This window comes from Actinoplanes sp. NPDC048791 (assembly GCF_040650095.1).
In the GTDB taxonomy this organism is placed as follows: Bacteria; Actinomycetota; Actinomycetes; order Mycobacteriales; family Micromonosporaceae; genus Actinoplanes.
The window spans coordinates 1-15,111 of sequence record NZ_JBEZGQ010000101.1 but is presented as its reverse complement, the minus strand read 5'-3'; the positions used below and the strand labels follow the sequence as shown (position 1 = coordinate 15,111).

At 72.2% G+C, this 15,111-nt stretch carries 16 protein-coding genes; 13 read left to right on the top strand and 3 right to left on the bottom strand.

The window, feature by feature from the left end:
* The first annotated feature begins 186 nt into the window (after positions 1-186).
* Entirely contained in the window at positions 187-612 is a 426-nt protein-coding gene (locus AB0C29_RS10790; protein ID WP_360818284.1) for an RIP homotypic interaction motif-containing protein, read from the top strand.
* Entirely contained in the window at positions 609-2,648 is a 2,040-nt protein-coding gene (locus tag AB0C29_RS10785) for a tetratricopeptide repeat protein (protein ID WP_360818281.1), read from the top strand. The genes AB0C29_RS10790 and AB0C29_RS10785 overlap by 4 nt, the downstream gene beginning before the upstream one ends.
* Positions 2,649-2,652: 4 nt before the next feature.
* Here the strand turns inward: AB0C29_RS10785 and AB0C29_RS10780 are convergent, their stop codons facing one another.
* Complete coding sequence (locus AB0C29_RS10780; protein ID WP_360818278.1) at positions 2,653-3,093, bottom strand: hypothetical protein; 441 nt, start codon at positions 3,091-3,093, stop codon at positions 2,653-2,655.
* A gap of 94 nt (positions 3,094-3,187) precedes the next feature.
* Here AB0C29_RS10780 and AB0C29_RS10775 point away from each other — a divergent pair, with 94 nt between their 5' ends.
* The 5 genes from AB0C29_RS10775 (at position 3,188) to AB0C29_RS10755 (ending at position 9,771) form a co-directional block, all read left to right on the top strand.
* Positions 3,188-6,277 (top strand): M4 family metallopeptidase, encoded by a 3,090-nt coding sequence (locus AB0C29_RS10775; protein WP_360818275.1) that lies wholly within the window; start codon positions 3,188-3,190, stop codon positions 6,275-6,277.
* 310 nt (positions 6,278-6,587) lie between these two features.
* Positions 6,588-7,736, top strand: a complete 1,149-nt coding sequence (locus AB0C29_RS10770) for a DUF1996 domain-containing protein (protein ID WP_360818272.1) — start codon at positions 6,588-6,590, stop codon at positions 7,734-7,736.
* Positions 7,737-7,806: 70 nt separating this feature from the next.
* Positions 7,807-9,006, top strand: coding sequence for a cytochrome P450 (locus AB0C29_RS10765; RefSeq protein WP_360818269.1), 1,200 nt, complete (start codon positions 7,807-7,809; stop codon positions 9,004-9,006).
* On the top strand, positions 9,003-9,197 hold the full coding sequence (locus AB0C29_RS10760) for a ferredoxin (RefSeq protein WP_360818266.1): 195 nt from the start codon (positions 9,003-9,005) through the stop codon (positions 9,195-9,197). The genes AB0C29_RS10765 and AB0C29_RS10760 overlap by 4 nt, the downstream gene beginning before the upstream one ends.
* 73 nt (positions 9,198-9,270) lie before the next feature.
* Complete coding sequence (locus AB0C29_RS10755; protein WP_360818263.1) at positions 9,271-9,771, top strand: SMI1/KNR4 family protein; 501 nt, start codon at positions 9,271-9,273, stop codon at positions 9,769-9,771.
* A 13-nt stretch (positions 9,772-9,784) separates the two neighbouring features.
* Here AB0C29_RS10755 and AB0C29_RS10750 read toward each other — a convergent pair whose 3' ends face one another.
* The gene (locus AB0C29_RS10750) at positions 9,785-10,690 is read right to left on the bottom strand and encodes an oxidoreductase (RefSeq protein ID WP_360818260.1); all 906 of its coding nucleotides are present in this window, start codon (positions 10,688-10,690) and stop codon (positions 9,785-9,787) included.
* A gap of 130 nt (positions 10,691-10,820) precedes the next feature.
* On the opposite strand from AB0C29_RS10750, the gene AB0C29_RS10745 reads away from it, so the two are divergent.
* A complete protein-coding gene (locus AB0C29_RS10745; RefSeq protein WP_360818257.1) occupies positions 10,821-11,690 on the top strand; it encodes a helix-turn-helix transcriptional regulator in 870 nt (289 codons plus the stop codon).
* A gap of 92 nt (positions 11,691-11,782) precedes the next feature.
* Positions 11,783-12,223: a VOC family protein gene (locus AB0C29_RS10740; RefSeq protein WP_360818254.1), complete on the top strand. Its 441-nt coding sequence runs from the start codon at positions 11,783-11,785 to the stop codon at positions 12,221-12,223.
* Here AB0C29_RS10740 and AB0C29_RS10735 read toward each other — a convergent pair.
* Positions 12,220-13,128, bottom strand: coding sequence for a LysR family transcriptional regulator (locus AB0C29_RS10735; RefSeq protein WP_360818251.1), 909 nt, complete (start codon positions 13,126-13,128; stop codon positions 12,220-12,222). The genes AB0C29_RS10740 and AB0C29_RS10735 overlap by 4 nt on opposite strands.
* Before the next feature lie 66 nt (positions 13,129-13,194).
* Between AB0C29_RS10735 and AB0C29_RS10730 the strand changes: the two genes are divergently transcribed.
* From AB0C29_RS10730 to AB0C29_RS10715, 4 genes are all read left to right on the top strand, one after another.
* Positions 13,195-13,980, top strand: a complete 786-nt coding sequence (locus tag AB0C29_RS10730) for an inositol monophosphatase family protein (protein WP_360818248.1) — start codon at positions 13,195-13,197, stop codon at positions 13,978-13,980.
* A 28-nt stretch (positions 13,981-14,008) separates the two neighbouring features.
* Positions 14,009-14,623: an NAD(P)H-binding protein gene (locus tag AB0C29_RS10725; protein WP_360818245.1), complete on the top strand. Its 615-nt coding sequence runs from the start codon at positions 14,009-14,011 to the stop codon at positions 14,621-14,623.
* Between the two features lie 142 nt (positions 14,624-14,765).
* Positions 14,766-14,960, top strand: coding sequence for a hypothetical protein (locus tag AB0C29_RS10720; protein WP_360549144.1), 195 nt, complete (start codon positions 14,766-14,768; stop codon positions 14,958-14,960).
* Positions 14,927-15,111 (top strand): hypothetical protein (locus tag AB0C29_RS10715; protein WP_360818242.1); only part of this gene is annotated, 185 nt, incomplete at its 3' end. The genes AB0C29_RS10720 and AB0C29_RS10715, both read left to right, overlap by 34 nt.

The following is a 15,111-nucleotide window of genomic DNA, read 5'->3' as shown; positions in this document are numbered from 1 at the left end:
CCGACGACGACGAGTCCGACGGCGGCTCCGGCAACGGCGGCTCCGGCAACGGTGGCAACAACGGCGACTCCAACACCGCGTCCGCGCGGCCCGCCACTACCGGACGGTCCGATCCGCGCGTCCGACCTGAGATCCACTGTGACCGGTCTGGTATATGTCGTTGCATCCGGTGAGGAAGGCGTGGCCATGATCGAAGTGGGCGAGCTCGCGGGCACCGTCGTGCCGCTGCTCTCGGCGGCGGCCGGGGCGTACGGCAGCGCGGTGGTCACCAAGGCCACTGAGCAGGGCACCGACGCCGCGGCGAACGCGACCGTGGGTGCCGGGCGGCGGCTGCTGGGCCGGCTGCTGAAGTCGCCGCGCGCAGCGCAGGTCGGTGCCGCGGTGACCGACCTGGGCGAGAATCCGGACGACGAGGCGTTCGCCGCGGCGGTGTACGCCCAGGTGAAACGCGCGCTGTCGGAAGATGCCGAGCTGGCTGAGGAGATCGCGGCGATCGTCGCGGCCTCCCCCGTACGCGGGGGCACCTTCACCGTCACCGTGACGAACTCGACCGGGGTGCAGGTCGGCGACCACAACGTCCTGACCGTCCACCAGCCGCCGCCGGCGCGGTGACCGGCCCGGCCGGGCATCCGCCCGCCGGCGGCGTGACGGTCACCGGCTCGGCCAACGTGCAGGTCGGCACCGGCAACGTGCACAACGCCATCTCGCTGGGCGGTACGGCGGCACCCACCCCGGACACCGTGGACGCTCCCCCGGGGCTGGACAATCTGCCGCCGGTGTCGGCGGTGTTCGAGGGCCGTGACGTCGCCGCGCTGGACGACGTGCTGGTCCGCGGCTCGGGTCAGGCGGCGGTGGTCGGCCTGGGTGGCGTCGGGAAGTCCGAGCTGGCAGCGCACTATGCGCAGGCGTTCCGGGCCCGGCATTCGCTGGTGTGGTGGATCACCGCGGACACCGCGGCGAACGTACAGCTCGGTCTGGCCGCGTTGACGAGCCGGCTGCATCCGGTGGCGACGCTGGCGGACGGGCGTTCCTGGGCGCTGGGCTGGCTGCAGACCCATCGCGACTGGTTGCTGGTGCTGGACAACGTCGAGGACGTCGCTGACATCGAGGCACTGCTGGCCCAGGTGACCGGGCGGGGCCGGGTGGTGATGACCACCCGCCGTGATCTCGGTACGGCCCGGTGGGCCCGGCTCGGGTTGACGCCTTTACGACTGGGCGTGCTGGACCGGTCGGCGAGTGTGCAGCTGTTGCAGCGGCTGACCGGGCTGGACGACCACGACGGCGCCGGCCGGCTGGCCGCGGCGCTGGGTGATCTGCCGCTCGCGTTGGAGCAGGCCGCGGGGTACGTCAGCCAGCACGAGGGTCTCGGTTTCGACGGCTACGTCCGGTTGCTGACCGACCGGTTCGCGCTGGTCGCGGCCGACCCGGGCGAGGGGGACTCGGCGCGGCGGACAGTCGCCACGATCTGGCGGGCCGGCATGGACGCGGTTGCCGGGCGGTCGCCGCTGGCTGTGCGGGTGCTGCGGGTGCTGGCCTGGCTCGGCCCTGACGCCGTACCCGTGGAAGTGCTGTCCCTGCCGCATGCTGATCCGGTCGCGACCAGCGACGCGCTCGCGGTGCTGGCGTCCTTCAGTCTGATCAACCGCCGGGCGGGCGAGGTGAGTGTGCACCGGCTGGTGCAGGCCGTCGTCCGGCAGGAGGAGGACGCGGCCGCCGCCATCTCGATCGTGCGGGCCGCGATACCTGAGGCTCCGCTGAAGAATGTCGCCGGCTGGCCCCGCTGGAACCAGCTGCTGCCGCACATCGACGCGCTCACCCGGCACGTCGGCCCGGCCCACGGCAACACCGAGCTGATGTACGTCAACGACCAGGCAGCGGTCTACCGGCAGTCCCAGGGCCAGGTCTCCGCCGCGGTCGAGCTGTTCGAGCAGGTCCGCGCCGGCCGGCAACGCGTGCTCGGCGACGATCACCCGGACACGCTGACCAGCCGCCACAACCTCGCGGGCGCCTACCAGGCGGCGGGCCGGGTGGCCGAGTCGATCGAGCTGTTCGAGCAGGCCCGCACCGACCGGCAACGTGTCCTCGGGGACGACCACCCCGACACGCTGACCAGCCGCAACGACCTTGCCTTCGCCTACCGGGCGGCCGGGCGCCTGGGCGAGGCGATCGTCCTGTTCGAGCAGGCCCGCGCGAGCCGGCGCCGGGTGCTCGGGGACGACCATCCGGACACTTTGGTCAGCCGTAACAACCTGGCCAGCGCCTACCAGGCTGCCGGGCGGGTGGCCGAGGCCGTCGACCTGTTCGAGCAGATCGTCACCGACTCGCGGCGCGTGCTGGGCGACGACCACCCCGACTCGCTCGCCAACCGCTACGACCTCGCCTACGCGTACCACGCGGCCGGGCGGGTGGCCGAGGCGATCGACCTGTTCGAGCAGGTGCTCACCGACCGGCGGCGGGTGCTCGGCGACGACCACCCGGACACCCTGTCGAGCCGCAGCGACCTCGCGTACGCCTACCGCACGGCCGGCCGCCTGACCGAGGCGATCGAGCTGTGGGAACAGGTGCTCCGCGACCGCCGGCGCGTGCTGGGCGACGACCATGCGCGGACCACGGAGATCGCGTCACTGCTGCGGGGCCACGAAGCTTGATCGCTCAGCGGCGGCCCGCGGCCAGGGCCACCAGGAACTGACCGCCGCCCGGGTCGACGCTCGCGGTCACCGGCAGCCCGGGCACCAGCCGGGAGAACCGGTCGACCAGCCAGTCCGCCGCCTCCTGAGCATCCTTGCGGCTCGGGCACCGGGCGACCAGCTCCCGGCCGCCCTTGCGCTCGAGGCGGTCCGCGACCGCGACCAGCGGCGCGGGCTCGACCACGTGCAGCCGGTCCGGCCAGGCGATGACCACCTTGACCGCACCCTTGCGGGTGTTGCAGGCGCGGTGGGCGAGCCGCTCGGTGACCTTGGCCTTGCGGTCGGCGGTACGGCTGTCGACGCTCGGACCGCGCGGGTCGTTCACCGGCATGCCGGCGTCGACCGGCTCGTCACAGACCCAGCACCGCCAGCCGTCACGTTCGCCCACGTCATCAAGGGAACTCATCCCAGCAAACTAGCCCCTTCCCGGCGGGGCTGCCCATTCAGCGTCGGTCCGGTATCGTCCCCTCCTCATCGAAGATCGACGGGGGAAAATAAGCATGGCAGTCCGGCATCGCCGTGTACCGATCGCGCTCGCCGCCGTACTGGTGCTCACCGGGGCCGGGGTCGCGATCGCCCGCGAGGTCCCCGCCGATCCCCCGCCGAGCTGGAACGAGGCCGCCGCGCCCCGGCCGTCCGCCTCGGAGCTGCCTGCCGCCGGCAAGCCGGCGACGACCGCGAAGCCTAAGAAGTCCGCCGCGCCGGCGACCGAGCCGGCGGTCACCCGCGCCCGGGCGGTCCGGGACGCGCGTACGGCGATCCGCCGCAACGGCACGGCCATCCGGTCCGCCCCGGGCGAGCAGTACCGGGTGGTCGACACCATGGTGGACGCGGCCGGCACCCGGCACGTCCGGTTCCAGCGCACGCACCGGGGCCTCGCCGTGCTCGGCGGCGACTTCGTGGTCCACTCGGCCGCGACCGGCCGGTTCACCGACGCCACCGTGGCCCAGCAGCAGGCCATCGACGTTCCGGCAACCGCCAAGGTCGACCGTGAGCAGGCCGTCGCAGCTGCCGAACGGTTCGCCGGGCAGCCGAGCGCCGGCAACGCGCGACAGGTGATCGACGCCTTCGCCGGCAAGCCGGTGCGCGCCTGGGAGGTGACCGTCGGCACTCGGCTGGTGATCGTCGACGCGACCACCGGGACGGTCCGCCGCGCGTACGAGGAAGTGCAGACCGCCGAGGCGGGCACCGGGCACGGGATGCTGGTGGGTGACGTCCCGCTGAGCACCACCCGGCAGGCCGACAGCGCGTACACGCTGGTCGACCCCGACCGGGGCGGCAACACCGTCCGCGACGGCCTGAACGAGGACTTCGTGTTCGAGCCGAAGAAGTTCGCCGAGTTCACCGACGCGGACAACGTGTGGGGCGACGGCACCCGCGCCGACCGCGCCACCCTCGCTGTCGACGTGCACTACGGCATGGCGCAGACCTGGGACTACCTGCGGGAGTCGTTCGGCCGCTCGGGTCTGCGCAACGACGGCAAGGGCCTGACCGCGTACGTCCACCACGACGTCGACGAGGCCAACGCGGCGTGGAGCAGCTCCTGCGAGTGCGTGTACTTCGGCGACGGCGCGCCCACCGGCAAGCCGTTCACGGCCCTCGACGTGGTCGGGCACGAGGTGGCGCACGGCCTCAACTACCGCACGGCCGGCCTGGTGAGTTCCGGCGAGTCCGGCGGGCTGAACGAGTCCAGCAGCGACATCTTCGGCACGCTGGTCGAGTTCGCGGCGAACAACCCCGTCGATCCGCCCGACTTTCTGATCGGCGAGCTGACCGGGACCCGCGCCCCGGCGCTGCGCCAGATGGACGAGCCGAGCCGCGACGGCAAGTCGCTGTCCTGCTGGGTGCCGACGGCCAAGAGTCTCGACCCGCACTACTCGTCGGGCATCGGCAACAAGTTCTTCTACACGCTGGCCGCGGGCAGCGGCGCGACGCGCTGGGGAGACAGCCCACCCTGTGGCGGCGCCGCGCCGGTCACCGGCATCGGCAACGACCGCGCCGCGCAGATCTGGTACCGCGCCCTCACCGTCTACATGGTCTCGAACACCAACTTCTCCGGCGCGCGGGACGCGACCATCCGCGCGGCCGCGGACGTGTACGGCCCGGACAGCGTCGAGCGGCGCACCGTCGACGCCGCCTGGCTGGCCGCCGGGGTGGACGGCTCCGACCCGGCGTACGGCGCCCCGCAGCTGGCGTACTTCGAGGACAGCACGCCCACCCCGCACGTCGGCGACTCCGTACGCATCCAGGTCAGCGCCCGCGATCCGCAGGGACAGCCGGTGACCTTCAGCGCCACCAACCTGCCGCCCGGTGTGTCGATCGACGCCGACGGCCTGATCACGGGCACGCCCACGGTCAAGGGCGACTACCCCGGTGACATCATCGCGACCGACCCCGACGGCAACTCCGGGCGGGAGCTGATGTGGTGGGTCGTCAAGGGCCCGCCGGTCGCCCGGTCGGTGCCGCCGGCCCAGACGATGCAGCTGGGTTACGGCGCCTTCGGCAACTTCAGCGTGACCCTGACGGACGCACCGGACCACATGGTCGATTCCGCGGACTCGTTCCGGGCGACCGCCACGGGCCTGCCCGCGGGCCTCACCCTTGATGTGCGCCGGCCGACTCCGGGCACGCTGGTCGCCGCCATCGGCGGGATACCCACCACCGCCGGCTCCGGCACCACCGTGGTGACCGCCACCGACGCCGACGGTGACCAGGTGACGGCTTCGGTGCCGTGGCAGGTGCTGCCGGCGCAGCCACCGGGTGCTCCGGTCAGCGTGTCGGTCGCCGCCGGCAACGGCACCGCGCTGCTGGAGTGGGTCAGGCCGAGTTACGGCACCGGCCAGATGGCCCCGACCGGCTACATCGTGCGGCTTTCCCCCGGCCAGGAGACGACCCTTCCGGCCGCCGCCCGGTCGTTGAACCTGACCGGACTGGACACCCGCCGTGCGTACACGATCGGGGTGCGGGCCACCAGCGCGATCGGCGACGGCGCGGAGAAGACGGTCACGCTGAGCCCGACCGCCCTCCCGCTGACGGTGACGCCCAGCGCGTTCACCTACGGCAAATCGGCCACGCTCACCGGCAAGATCCTTCGCGGCAGCACGGCGATCGCCGGCACGTCGGCGACGCTGGAACAACGGCCGGCCGGCAAGACGGCCTGGGCCCGGATCACCACGGTGAAGACCGACGCGAAGGGCGCCTGGCGGGCGACCGTCAAGCCGTCGATCACCACGACCTACCGCATCCGGTACGCGGGATCGCCGGGCGCCTGGCCGGCAACCTCGGCCACCCCGGCGGCGACGGTCCGCTACACCGCCACGATCAAGGCGAGCACCACCAAACCCAAGGCCAACAAGAAGATCAAGCTCACGGGTACGGCAAAACCGGGCCGCGCGGGCGTCAAGGTGACCCTGCAACGCAAGTCGGGCGCCAAGTGGGTGACCGTCACGACGGCCAAGACGACCTCAAGCGGGTCGTACTCCTTCACCCGGTCCTTCAAGCGCGGCACCTGGACCCTCCGGGTCTCGGTGGCCGGCGGCACCTACAACGCGGGCGCAACCAGCAGCGGAGTAACCCTCAAGGTCAAGTGACGCACTCGGGGGCTCCGGCCCGTTGCCGGACTCGTAACCGCCTTGTCGTTCGATCTCCGCGAGCAGGTCGGACAGCATGACGACCATTTTCCTCCGACTCCCGCGCGCGGAAGCTCGTTCGGCCGGCACCGCTAACACTTTTTCGGGGTCAGGCGGCGGATTCTGTCCTGTCGGACAGTCATTCTTTGTTCCGGCTTAAGGGCCTGTCAGGTGCACTTCCCACCGGCCTACCATTCCGGCGGTCGCTCGGTTCGGCCGGCTTGTCGTGTTCGCTTGTTGGGAGTGACCTGTGCCGCGTTTTCCTTTCCCCGTGCCTGAGTCCGGTCGCCATGTCCGGCGCGGGCGGGGGCTGGCTGTGGCCGGCGCCGGCGTGACCGTCGCGCTCATCACCGCGGTTGTCGTGTCGGTGAGTCTCAACCAGGCCTCCGCCCGCCAGCAGCCGCAGGCCGTGGATCAGAGCCGCGCGCCGGCAACAGCCCCGGGCACAACGCCACCGAAGACGACGCCGATCACTAAGACGCCGACCGCGAAAAGGCCGTCGGCCACCGCCACCCAGCAGGCGCCCAGAGCCGGCTGGATCCCGGTCGACCGGGCAGCCTGGAATGCGCAGGTCGCCAAGTACAAGGCCACCAGGGCCGACCCGCCGGGCAACGCCGGCAACCTGCCGGAGTTCCGGGCCGACTGCCGCTACAGCCACCGCAAGGCCGACGACCCGATCGTCTTCCCCGGGCTGCCGGGCGCCTCGCACATGCATTCCTTCGTCGGCAACAAGGCCGTGGATGCGAACACCGTGGCCGGCGATCTGATGAAGTTCACCGCCACCACGTGCAAGCCGGTCGTGGACCATTCCGCCTACTGGGTGCCGACGCTCTACGAGGCCGCGACCCGTAAGCCGGTCGAGACCACCGGATTCCGGGTCTACTACCGCTCGCTCCGGAAGAACTCGGACGGGATCATGCCGATGCCGAACGGGCTGCGGATGGTCGCCGGGGACGCCAAGAAGAAGCAGCCGACGCCGCGGGGCGCGCAGGGTCAGTTCTACTGCGCCTTCTACGGACCGGGTGACATCAATGGCTATGCCCGCAGCGACAACGGCAACTGGCCGATCTGCGGTGAGCCGGCGAGCCTGCATTTCATGCTGCAGTTCCCGGACTGCTGGGACGGCAGGAACCTGGACAGCCCGCACCACAAGGAGCATGTGGCGTTCGGGACCGACGCGGGCTGCCCGGCCGGCCATCCGGTCCGGATTCCGGCCTTGACCTTCGATATCGCGTACGGGGCCAAGGGCTCGAAGGCCGGCTACTACCTCTCCTCCGATCCGCAGGGCCGCAGCGCCTCGTCGATGCACGGCGACGCGTTCGTCATGTGGAACGTCGAGGAGCTGAACCAGCGGGTCCGGAACTGCATCGCCCAGCGCCGGACCTGCGACAACGACGGCTACGACCCGTTCTCCTACTGACTGAGGGATATTGACCTTCGTCGAAGTCGCGTAAGGTGTTTCCCCGACTACACATTGTGGAGGTTCGGGGATGTCTCTACCTGCGTTGCCACTGCCGGACGAGGACCAGCTGCCGTTCGACCCGCCGCCGGAGTACGCCCGGCTGCGCGCCGCCCCGCAGGTCGTCCGGGTGACCTGCCCGACCGGCCTGGACGCCTGGCTGGTCTCGGACTATGCGGGCGTCCGGGAGGTGCTCGGCGACGGCCGCCGCTTCTCCACCCGGCCCGGTCAGGCCGCCCACGTGCTGGACGCGTTCGGCGGGCCGGACTCGCCGGTCACCGGCTTCAGCCAGCTGGACGGCCCGGAGCACATCCGGATCCGGCGCAACTTCGCCCCGCAGGTGTCGCACCCCCGCCGGCTGGCCGAGCTGCGGCCCCTGGTCGAGCAGATCACCGACGAGGCGATCACCCGCATGCTGGCCTCCCCGCAGCCCTATCCGTTGCACAGCCAGTTCTCCACCGCGATCACCACCGCGGTGATCGCCGAGCTGATCGGGGTGCCACCCGAGCAGCGTCATCTGCTGCACGACGCGGCCACAGCACTGTTCCGGACCTCCACCACGCCGGACGAGCTGCGGCGGGCGATCGAGCCGCTGTGGGCGTACCTGTATGAGCTGGTCGCCACCCGCCGGGCCCGGCCCGGCGACGACGTGCTCAGCCGGATGATCGAGCACAGCGCCGACAGCGAGCGCCCGCTCACCGACGAGGAACTGACGCAGATGAACGGCGCGTTGCTCATCGCCGGCTTCGACACGACCGCGTCCATGATCACGTACGGTCTGGTCTGCCTGCTGAACACCCCGGGACAGTGGGCGAAGCTCTGCGCCGAGCCCGAACTGGCCGCCTCGGCGGCCGAGGAGCTCGTGCGCTACCTGGGCGTCAGCATCGGGCTGCTGCGGCAGGCCACCGAGGACACCGTGGTGAACGGGCAGCCGATCAAGGCGGGCGACTACGTGGTGGTGGCGGTGCAGTCGGGCAACCGGGACACCGCGCTGCACCCGGACGCCGACACGTTCGACGTGGCCCGCAGGCCCGGTGCCCACCTCGGCTTCGGGCACGGTGCGCACGCCTGCGTGGGTCAGCAGATCGCCCGGATAGAGCTGACCACGGTGCTCGGGGCGCTGGCCCGCCGGGTGCCGGAGTTGCGGATCGCGGTGCCACCCGAGGAGATCGTGTGGAAGAGGGACTCCGTGGTCCGCGGCCCCGCCGAGCTGCCGGTGATCTGGTCGTGAGAGTCACAGTCGACCGCGACCTGTGCATCGGCGCGGGCATGTGCGTGCTCACCGCGCCGGCCGTCTTCGACCAGGATCCGGAGGAGGCGGTCGTGGTGCTGCTCGACGAGCAGCCGCCGGAGTCGCAACGGCCGGCGGTGGAGCAGGCGGTCGGCCGCTGCCCCGCCGCGGTCATCCAGCTGCTGCCCTGAGCCGGCGCGACGGCCGGTCGCGGGACCGCGGACGGGGTGGCGGGGAGTCGCCGCCGCCGTCCATGATCGTCCGATGACCGATGACGAGATTGTCGCCGCCATCAGCGCCCGGGTCGACGCCGGCCGGGGCGCCGACTCGCCGGAGCCGTTCCCGCAGGACCCGGCCTCGGAGGAAGCTCTGGCCGAAGCCGAGCAGACCATCGGCTTTCCGCTGCCGCCGCTGCTGCGCCGCCTCTACCTGGAGGTGGCCAACGGCGGCTTCGGCCCGTTCGGCGGCGTGGAAGGCGTCGAGGACGGCTACGCCAGTGAGGACGGCATGCTGGTGGACTACGTCCAGTGGCGGGACGAGGAGATCCCCGACGACGTCCCGGCCTGGACACCCGGCGTGGTCTCGTTCTGCAACTTCGGGGGCGCGATGTGGGCGCTGCTCGACTGCCGCACCCCCGAGGGGCGGATGCTCTTCCTGGATCAGAGCACCCTGCACCCGCTCGACCTCACCCTGAGCCAGTGGTTCGAGCGGTGGCTCAGCGACGACCTCGACATGCACAAGCTCGTCACCGCGGGCCGGTCATGAGCAGCGTCGAGGCTCAGAGATAGCTGACGCCCGTCAGTTCCTCGGCCGCCGCCCAGAGACGCCCACCGGCGGTCGGATCGGTGGCCTCCCGGCTGAACCGGGCCTCGGCGACCCGGCCCCGCGTCTCCCAGAGCCCGGCCGGGCCGAAGAACTGGCCGCCCCGCACCCCCGGGTCGGTGGCGGCGCGCAGCTGCGGCAGCGCGCCCTGCTCCACCGGCTGGGTCGCCACCAGGCCCACGCGGGCGATGACCCGCCCGAGCCGGCCCCGGAGCTCCCAGGCCCGTGGGGTCAGGTTGGTGCGGGTGAGACCCGGGTGGGCCAGCACGCCGGCGACCGGCGAGCCGGCGGCGCGCAGGCGGCGGTCCAGCTCGACGCCGAAGATCGTGGTGGCGAGCTTGGACCGGCCGTAGACGGCGGAGGCCCGGTAGCCCCGCTCGGCCATCAGGTCGTCGAAATCGAGGCGCGCGGTCCGGTGGGTGATCGAGCTGAGGCTGACCACCCGCGCCGCCCGGGCCGCGGCCAGGTTGCCGAGCAGCAGGCCGGTCAGCGCGAAATGGCCCAGCATGTTGGTGGCGAGCTGCAGTTCGAAGCCGTCGGCCGAGGTGCGGCGGGGGCCGAGCAGCACCACGCCGGCGTTGTTGACCAGCAGATCGATCACCGGGTGGTCGGCGGCCAGCTTCGCGGCGAACCCCCGTACCGAATCGAGCGAGGCCAGGTCCAGCTCGCGCACCTCGACATCGCCGCCGATCCGGCGGGCGGCCGCCGCGCCGGCGGCGGTGTTGCGGACGGCGAGCACGACGTGCGCGCCGTGGCGGGCCAGCTCGGTGGCGGTGACCAGGCCCAGGCCCGAGTTCGCGCCGGTCACGACCGCGGTCCGGCCGTGCTGGTCGGGGATGCGGTCGGCGGTCCATCCGGTCATCTGCTGCTCCTGACGGTTTCGGTGCGTGGACCGCTGACGCTAGGAGCGATTCCGGCCGGGTCCGTCGTTCCCGCCTGCCTAGGTCTGCCGGACCTACCCACGGTGGTCCGGGCCGCGGCACACTTGCGGCATGAGCAGCCCGCATCCGTACGCTCGTGAGCTCGGCGACTTCCTGCGCGCCCGGCGCAGCAGGTTGCGCCCGCACGACGTCGGCCTGGAGCCGGGCGGCCGGCGCAAGGTCACCGGGCTGCGCCGCGAGGAGCTGGCCCTGCTCGCCGGTCTGAGCACCGACTACTACCAGCGGATGGAACAGGGCCGGGAGGTACGCCCGTCCGACGAGGTCCTGGAGGCCCTGGCCGGCGCGCTGGCGCTGGACGACGAGGAACGCCGCCACCTGTTCACCCTGGCCTACGCCGCTCGCCGGCCGATGCCCGCCCGGCCGGAGCACGGCCCGGAACGGGTGCCGGACAGCACCCGGCGGCTGCTGCGGGTGATGGACACCCCGGCGGTCGTGCTCGGCCGCCACCTCGACCTGCTCGCCTGGAACACGATGGCCGAAGCGCTGCTCGGCGACCCGCACGGCTACCCGGCCGACCGGCTCAACATGCTGCTGCTGATGTTCGACGACACCCGGACCGGCGAGCGGAGCTGCCCGGACTGGGAACGTCAGGCGCTGGACTACATCGGCATGATGCGCGCCGCCGTGGCCACCGACCCCACCCATCCCCGCGCCACCGCGATCGTCGGGGAGCTGAGCATCCGCAGCGCCGAGTTCCGGCAGCTGTGGGCCCGGCACGACGTCCGCGAGTCGGTCCGCGGCACCAAGACCTTCCCGGTCCCCGAGGTCGGCGACATCGTCCTGGACTGGGACACCTACCCACTGCCCGGCAACCCCGGACCGGTCATGCTCATCTGGACCGCGGAACCGGGCAGCACCGACGCGGACCGGCTCCAGCTCCTGGCGTCCCTGCACGCGACCCGCTCCGCGCACTCCCGCTGAGAAAAATTCGCGAGGATGTCGAGAACGGTGTGGCGGCCGCGTCCCCGGTGCGGAGACGGTCATCCTGGCCGTCCGGGACCGAGGAGATCAGCATGACGATCCAGCGGATGGACAACGTCCTCATCGTGGTCGAGGACCTCGACGCGGTCATCGCGTTCTTCGTCGAGCTCGGCCTGGAGCTGCAGGGCCGGGGGCCGGTCGAGGGTCCCTGGGTGGAGCAGGTCATCGGGCTCGCCGACGTCAAGCAGGACATCGCGATGCTGCGGACCCCGGACGGCCGCTCCGGCGTCGAGCTGGCCAGGTTCCACACCCCGGCGGCGATCGGCGCCGAGCCGCGCATCGCCCCGGTGAACACGCTGGGCATCCGCCGCATCATGTTCGCCGTCGACGACATCGACGAGGTGGTCGCCCGCGTGCTCACCCACGGCGCCGAGCTCGTCGGCGAGGTGGTCCGGTACGAGGACGTCTACCGGCTCTGCTACGTCCGCGGCCCGGAGGGCATCATCGTCGGGCTGGCCGAAGAGCTCGGTTAGCGGCCGCCGAGGGCTGCGCTCACAACGTCCCGGGTCTGCTCGCGGAGCCAGGCGTGGCCGGGGTCGGTGTCGTAGCGCTGATGCCAGTTGCCCACGATCGGCACCGGCGGCAGCCGCAGCGGTTCCGGCAGCGGTGCGACGGCCAGCCCGAAAGCCGCGATCAGGGGGCGGCACATCACCTCGGGCACGGTCACGACGGCGTCGCTGTGGCCGGCCACGTGCAGGGCGGTCGCGGTGGTGCCGACGGCGGCCAGCACCCGGCGGTGCAGGCCGTGCGCGGCGAGCAGCTCGTCCACCGGGTCGCTCAGCCGGCCGCGGCGGGACACGAGCAGGTGCGGCTGAGCCGCGTACGCCTCGACATCCAGACGTCCGGCGTACGGGTGATCACCGCGCAGCACCACGACGAGCCGGTCGTGGCCGACGGTCTCGGTCCGGATCTCCGGCAGGTCCGGGGTCGTCGCCCCGATCTCCAGGTCCACCCGGCCGTGCCGCAGGTCGTCGGTGTCCACGGCCGCCTCGGTCAGGAACCGCACCCGCACGCCCGGCGCCCGTTCGGCGATCGCGGCCAGCAGCGGCGCGGCGATCGCCGTGGTCAGCGCGTCGTGGCACTGCAGCGTGAACGTGCGTTCCAGCGTCCCCAGGTCCAGCTCGCGGCTCGGCGCCAGCACCGCGCCGGCCTGCCGGACCAGCCCGCTGACCTGCTCGCGGACCGCCATGGCGTACGGGGTCGGCGTCATGGTCCGGCCGGTCCGCACCAGGATGTCGTCGCCGGTCAGCTTCCGGATCCGGCCGTGCGAGCGGCTGACCGCGGGCGACGACAGGTGCAGCCGCTCGGCTGCTCCGCGCACGCTGCCCTCGACGAGCAGGGCGTCCAGCGTCGTCAACAGGTTCAGATCCAGTTGCATGCCGGTAAACGTTAGCTTAAAGAGAGTGCACTGTACTTATCCGAGCGTGGGTCCAAGACTGGGGTCATGACCGATGACCTGATCTCCACCACCACCGATCTGGTCCGGGAAGCCGGCGCTCGCCTGCGGGGCTTCTACGGACCCGGCAACCGCGTCGCCACCGAGGACCAGCTGTTCGCGGGCCTGCGGCGGCACGACGCCGCCGTGGCCGACCTGCTGCGGCCCGCCCTGCTCGCCGCTCTGCCCGGCTCCGGCTGGGAGGAGGACGAGCACGCCACCGGCCCGATGGCCGGCGGCGACCGCTGGGTCGTCGACCCGGTCGGCGGCAACCTCAACCTGGTCCACGGCATGACCGACTGGAACATCGGCGTCACGCTGGTCCGCAACGGCCGCCCGGACTTCGTGGTGCTCCACGCGCCCTGGTCCGACGAGATGTTCACCGCCGTCGACGGCGGCGGGGCGTACCTCAACGGCACCCGGATGACGGTCTCCGCGAAGACCGACCTGGCTCTCGCCCTGACCGGCACCGGCCAGGCCCGGCCCAGCCACTCGGCCGCGGTGGCCCGGAGCGTCGGCACCTCGATGACCGCGATGCTGCAGCACGCCCTGTACGTCCGCTCGTCGGTGCCGGTCGGGCGCGAGCTCGCCCAAGTGGCGGCCGGCCGGCTGGACGTGCACTGGCAGTTCGAGAACGTGCGCTCGCACATCGGCCCGCTGCTGCTGGTCCGGGAGGCGGGCGGCGTCGTCACCGACTTCGACGGCAAGCCCTGGGAGCTCACCAGCACCGGTTACGTGGCCGCCGCGCCCGGGGTGCACGCCGCCGCCCTCGACGTCCTGCAACGCACGCTCTGACCCTCCACAGTGATCGAGGATGACTGCCATGCGCATTGCCGTACTCGGCGCCACCGGCGCCACCGGGACTCTGCTGGTCACCGCCGCGCTCGACCAGGGGTTGGCGGTGACGGCCATCGCCCGGCAGCCCGGACGCGTACCCGCCCGGCCCGGGCTGACCACGGTCGCCGCCGACGTGCACGATCCTGAGTCCATCGCCCGGGCCGTCGCCGGATCCGACGTACTGCTATCCGGGCTCGGTGTGGTCAAAGGCAATCCGCCCGGCGTTCTCACCGCCGGCGCCCAAGCCGTCGCCGCCTCCGGCGTCCCCCGGGTCGTCTGGCTCGGGGCGGTGGGCACGGGCCTGTCGGCCGACGTCGCCGGCCCGCTCACCCGCACTCTGCTCAGCGTCTTCCTGCGCGACGAGGTTCCCGACAAGGTGGCGGCCGACGCGACGATCATCGCCGCGGGCGGGACCGTCTTCCACGCCGGCATGCTGACCGACGGCCCGCTCGCCCCCGGCCGGCGCACCCTGACCCTGGACCGGACCCCGAGACGGTTCTTCCCGGGCCGGGTGAGCCGGGCAACGGTCGCGGCGGCCATGGTCGAGGAGGCGGTACGGGGACAGTTCCCCGGACAGACCGTCACGATCAGCAGCACCTGAGAGCAGGCAACTAGGTATGCCTAGGCGGGTCGCGTACCCCGTCTGAACCAGGGCGACCGCCAAGATAGGTGATCGCGTCCGATGTGACAGCTCCCCCGTCAGCCGAGGATTGATCCATCACCGGTTGACAAGGAGAGAAGCCATGATGACGCACCCCGACATCCTGTTGGACCTGGCCCACGACCGGCACCGTGAGCTGGTCGCCGAGGCGGAGCAGGGGCGCCTGCTGAGCAGCGCCCGCCGGGCCCGCCGGGCCCGTAAAGCCGCGGTCGCCCGCGGCCGTCCCACCGGTACCCTGGCGTCGTGCGAACCATCCGCGGCGGTGCCAGCCCGGTGATGATCGGGCGGGAGAGCGAGCTGCGCCGCCTGGCGCGGCTCGCGTGGGGGCCTGTTCCGGCGGGCGCGCACATAGCCGGCGAGCCCGGCAACGGCAATACCCCGCAGGGGCACGAGCAGCTGGCCGGGGTGCCGGCGGAGACCGTGGTGCT

What these genes read in the sequence shown, in the direction of transcription:
- AB0C29_RS10725 (WP_360818245.1), top strand. Translation starts at nt 14,009, where the DNA reads ATGCGCATTGCCGTACTCGGCGCCACCGGCGCCACCGGGACTCTGCTG.
- AB0C29_RS10735 (WP_360818251.1), bottom strand. Translation starts at nt 13,128, where the DNA reads ATGCAACTGGATCTGAACCTGTTGACGACGCTGGACGCCCTGCTCGTC.
- AB0C29_RS10790 (WP_360818284.1), top strand. Translation starts at nt 187, where the DNA reads ATGATCGAAGTGGGCGAGCTCGCGGGCACCGTCGTGCCGCTGCTCTCG.
- AB0C29_RS10720 (WP_360549144.1), top strand. Translation starts at nt 14,766, where the DNA reads ATGATGACGCACCCCGACATCCTGTTGGACCTGGCCCACGACCGGCAC.
- AB0C29_RS10775 (WP_360818275.1), top strand. Translation starts at nt 3,188, where the DNA reads ATGGCAGTCCGGCATCGCCGTGTACCGATCGCGCTCGCCGCCGTACTG.
- AB0C29_RS10755 (WP_360818263.1), top strand. Translation starts at nt 9,271, where the DNA reads ATGACCGATGACGAGATTGTCGCCGCCATCAGCGCCCGGGTCGACGCC.
- AB0C29_RS10730 (WP_360818248.1), top strand. Translation starts at nt 13,195, where the DNA reads ATGACCGATGACCTGATCTCCACCACCACCGATCTGGTCCGGGAAGCC.
- AB0C29_RS10780 (WP_360818278.1), bottom strand. Translation starts at nt 3,093, where the DNA reads ATGAGTTCCCTTGATGACGTGGGCGAACGTGACGGCTGGCGGTGCTGG.
- AB0C29_RS10750 (WP_360818260.1), bottom strand. Translation starts at nt 10,690, where the DNA reads ATGACCGGATGGACCGCCGACCGCATCCCCGACCAGCACGGCCGGACC.
- AB0C29_RS10745 (WP_360818257.1), top strand. Translation starts at nt 10,821, where the DNA reads ATGAGCAGCCCGCATCCGTACGCTCGTGAGCTCGGCGACTTCCTGCGC.
- AB0C29_RS10765 (WP_360818269.1), top strand. Translation starts at nt 7,807, where the DNA reads ATGTCTCTACCTGCGTTGCCACTGCCGGACGAGGACCAGCTGCCGTTC.
- AB0C29_RS10740 (WP_360818254.1), top strand. Translation starts at nt 11,783, where the DNA reads ATGACGATCCAGCGGATGGACAACGTCCTCATCGTGGTCGAGGACCTC.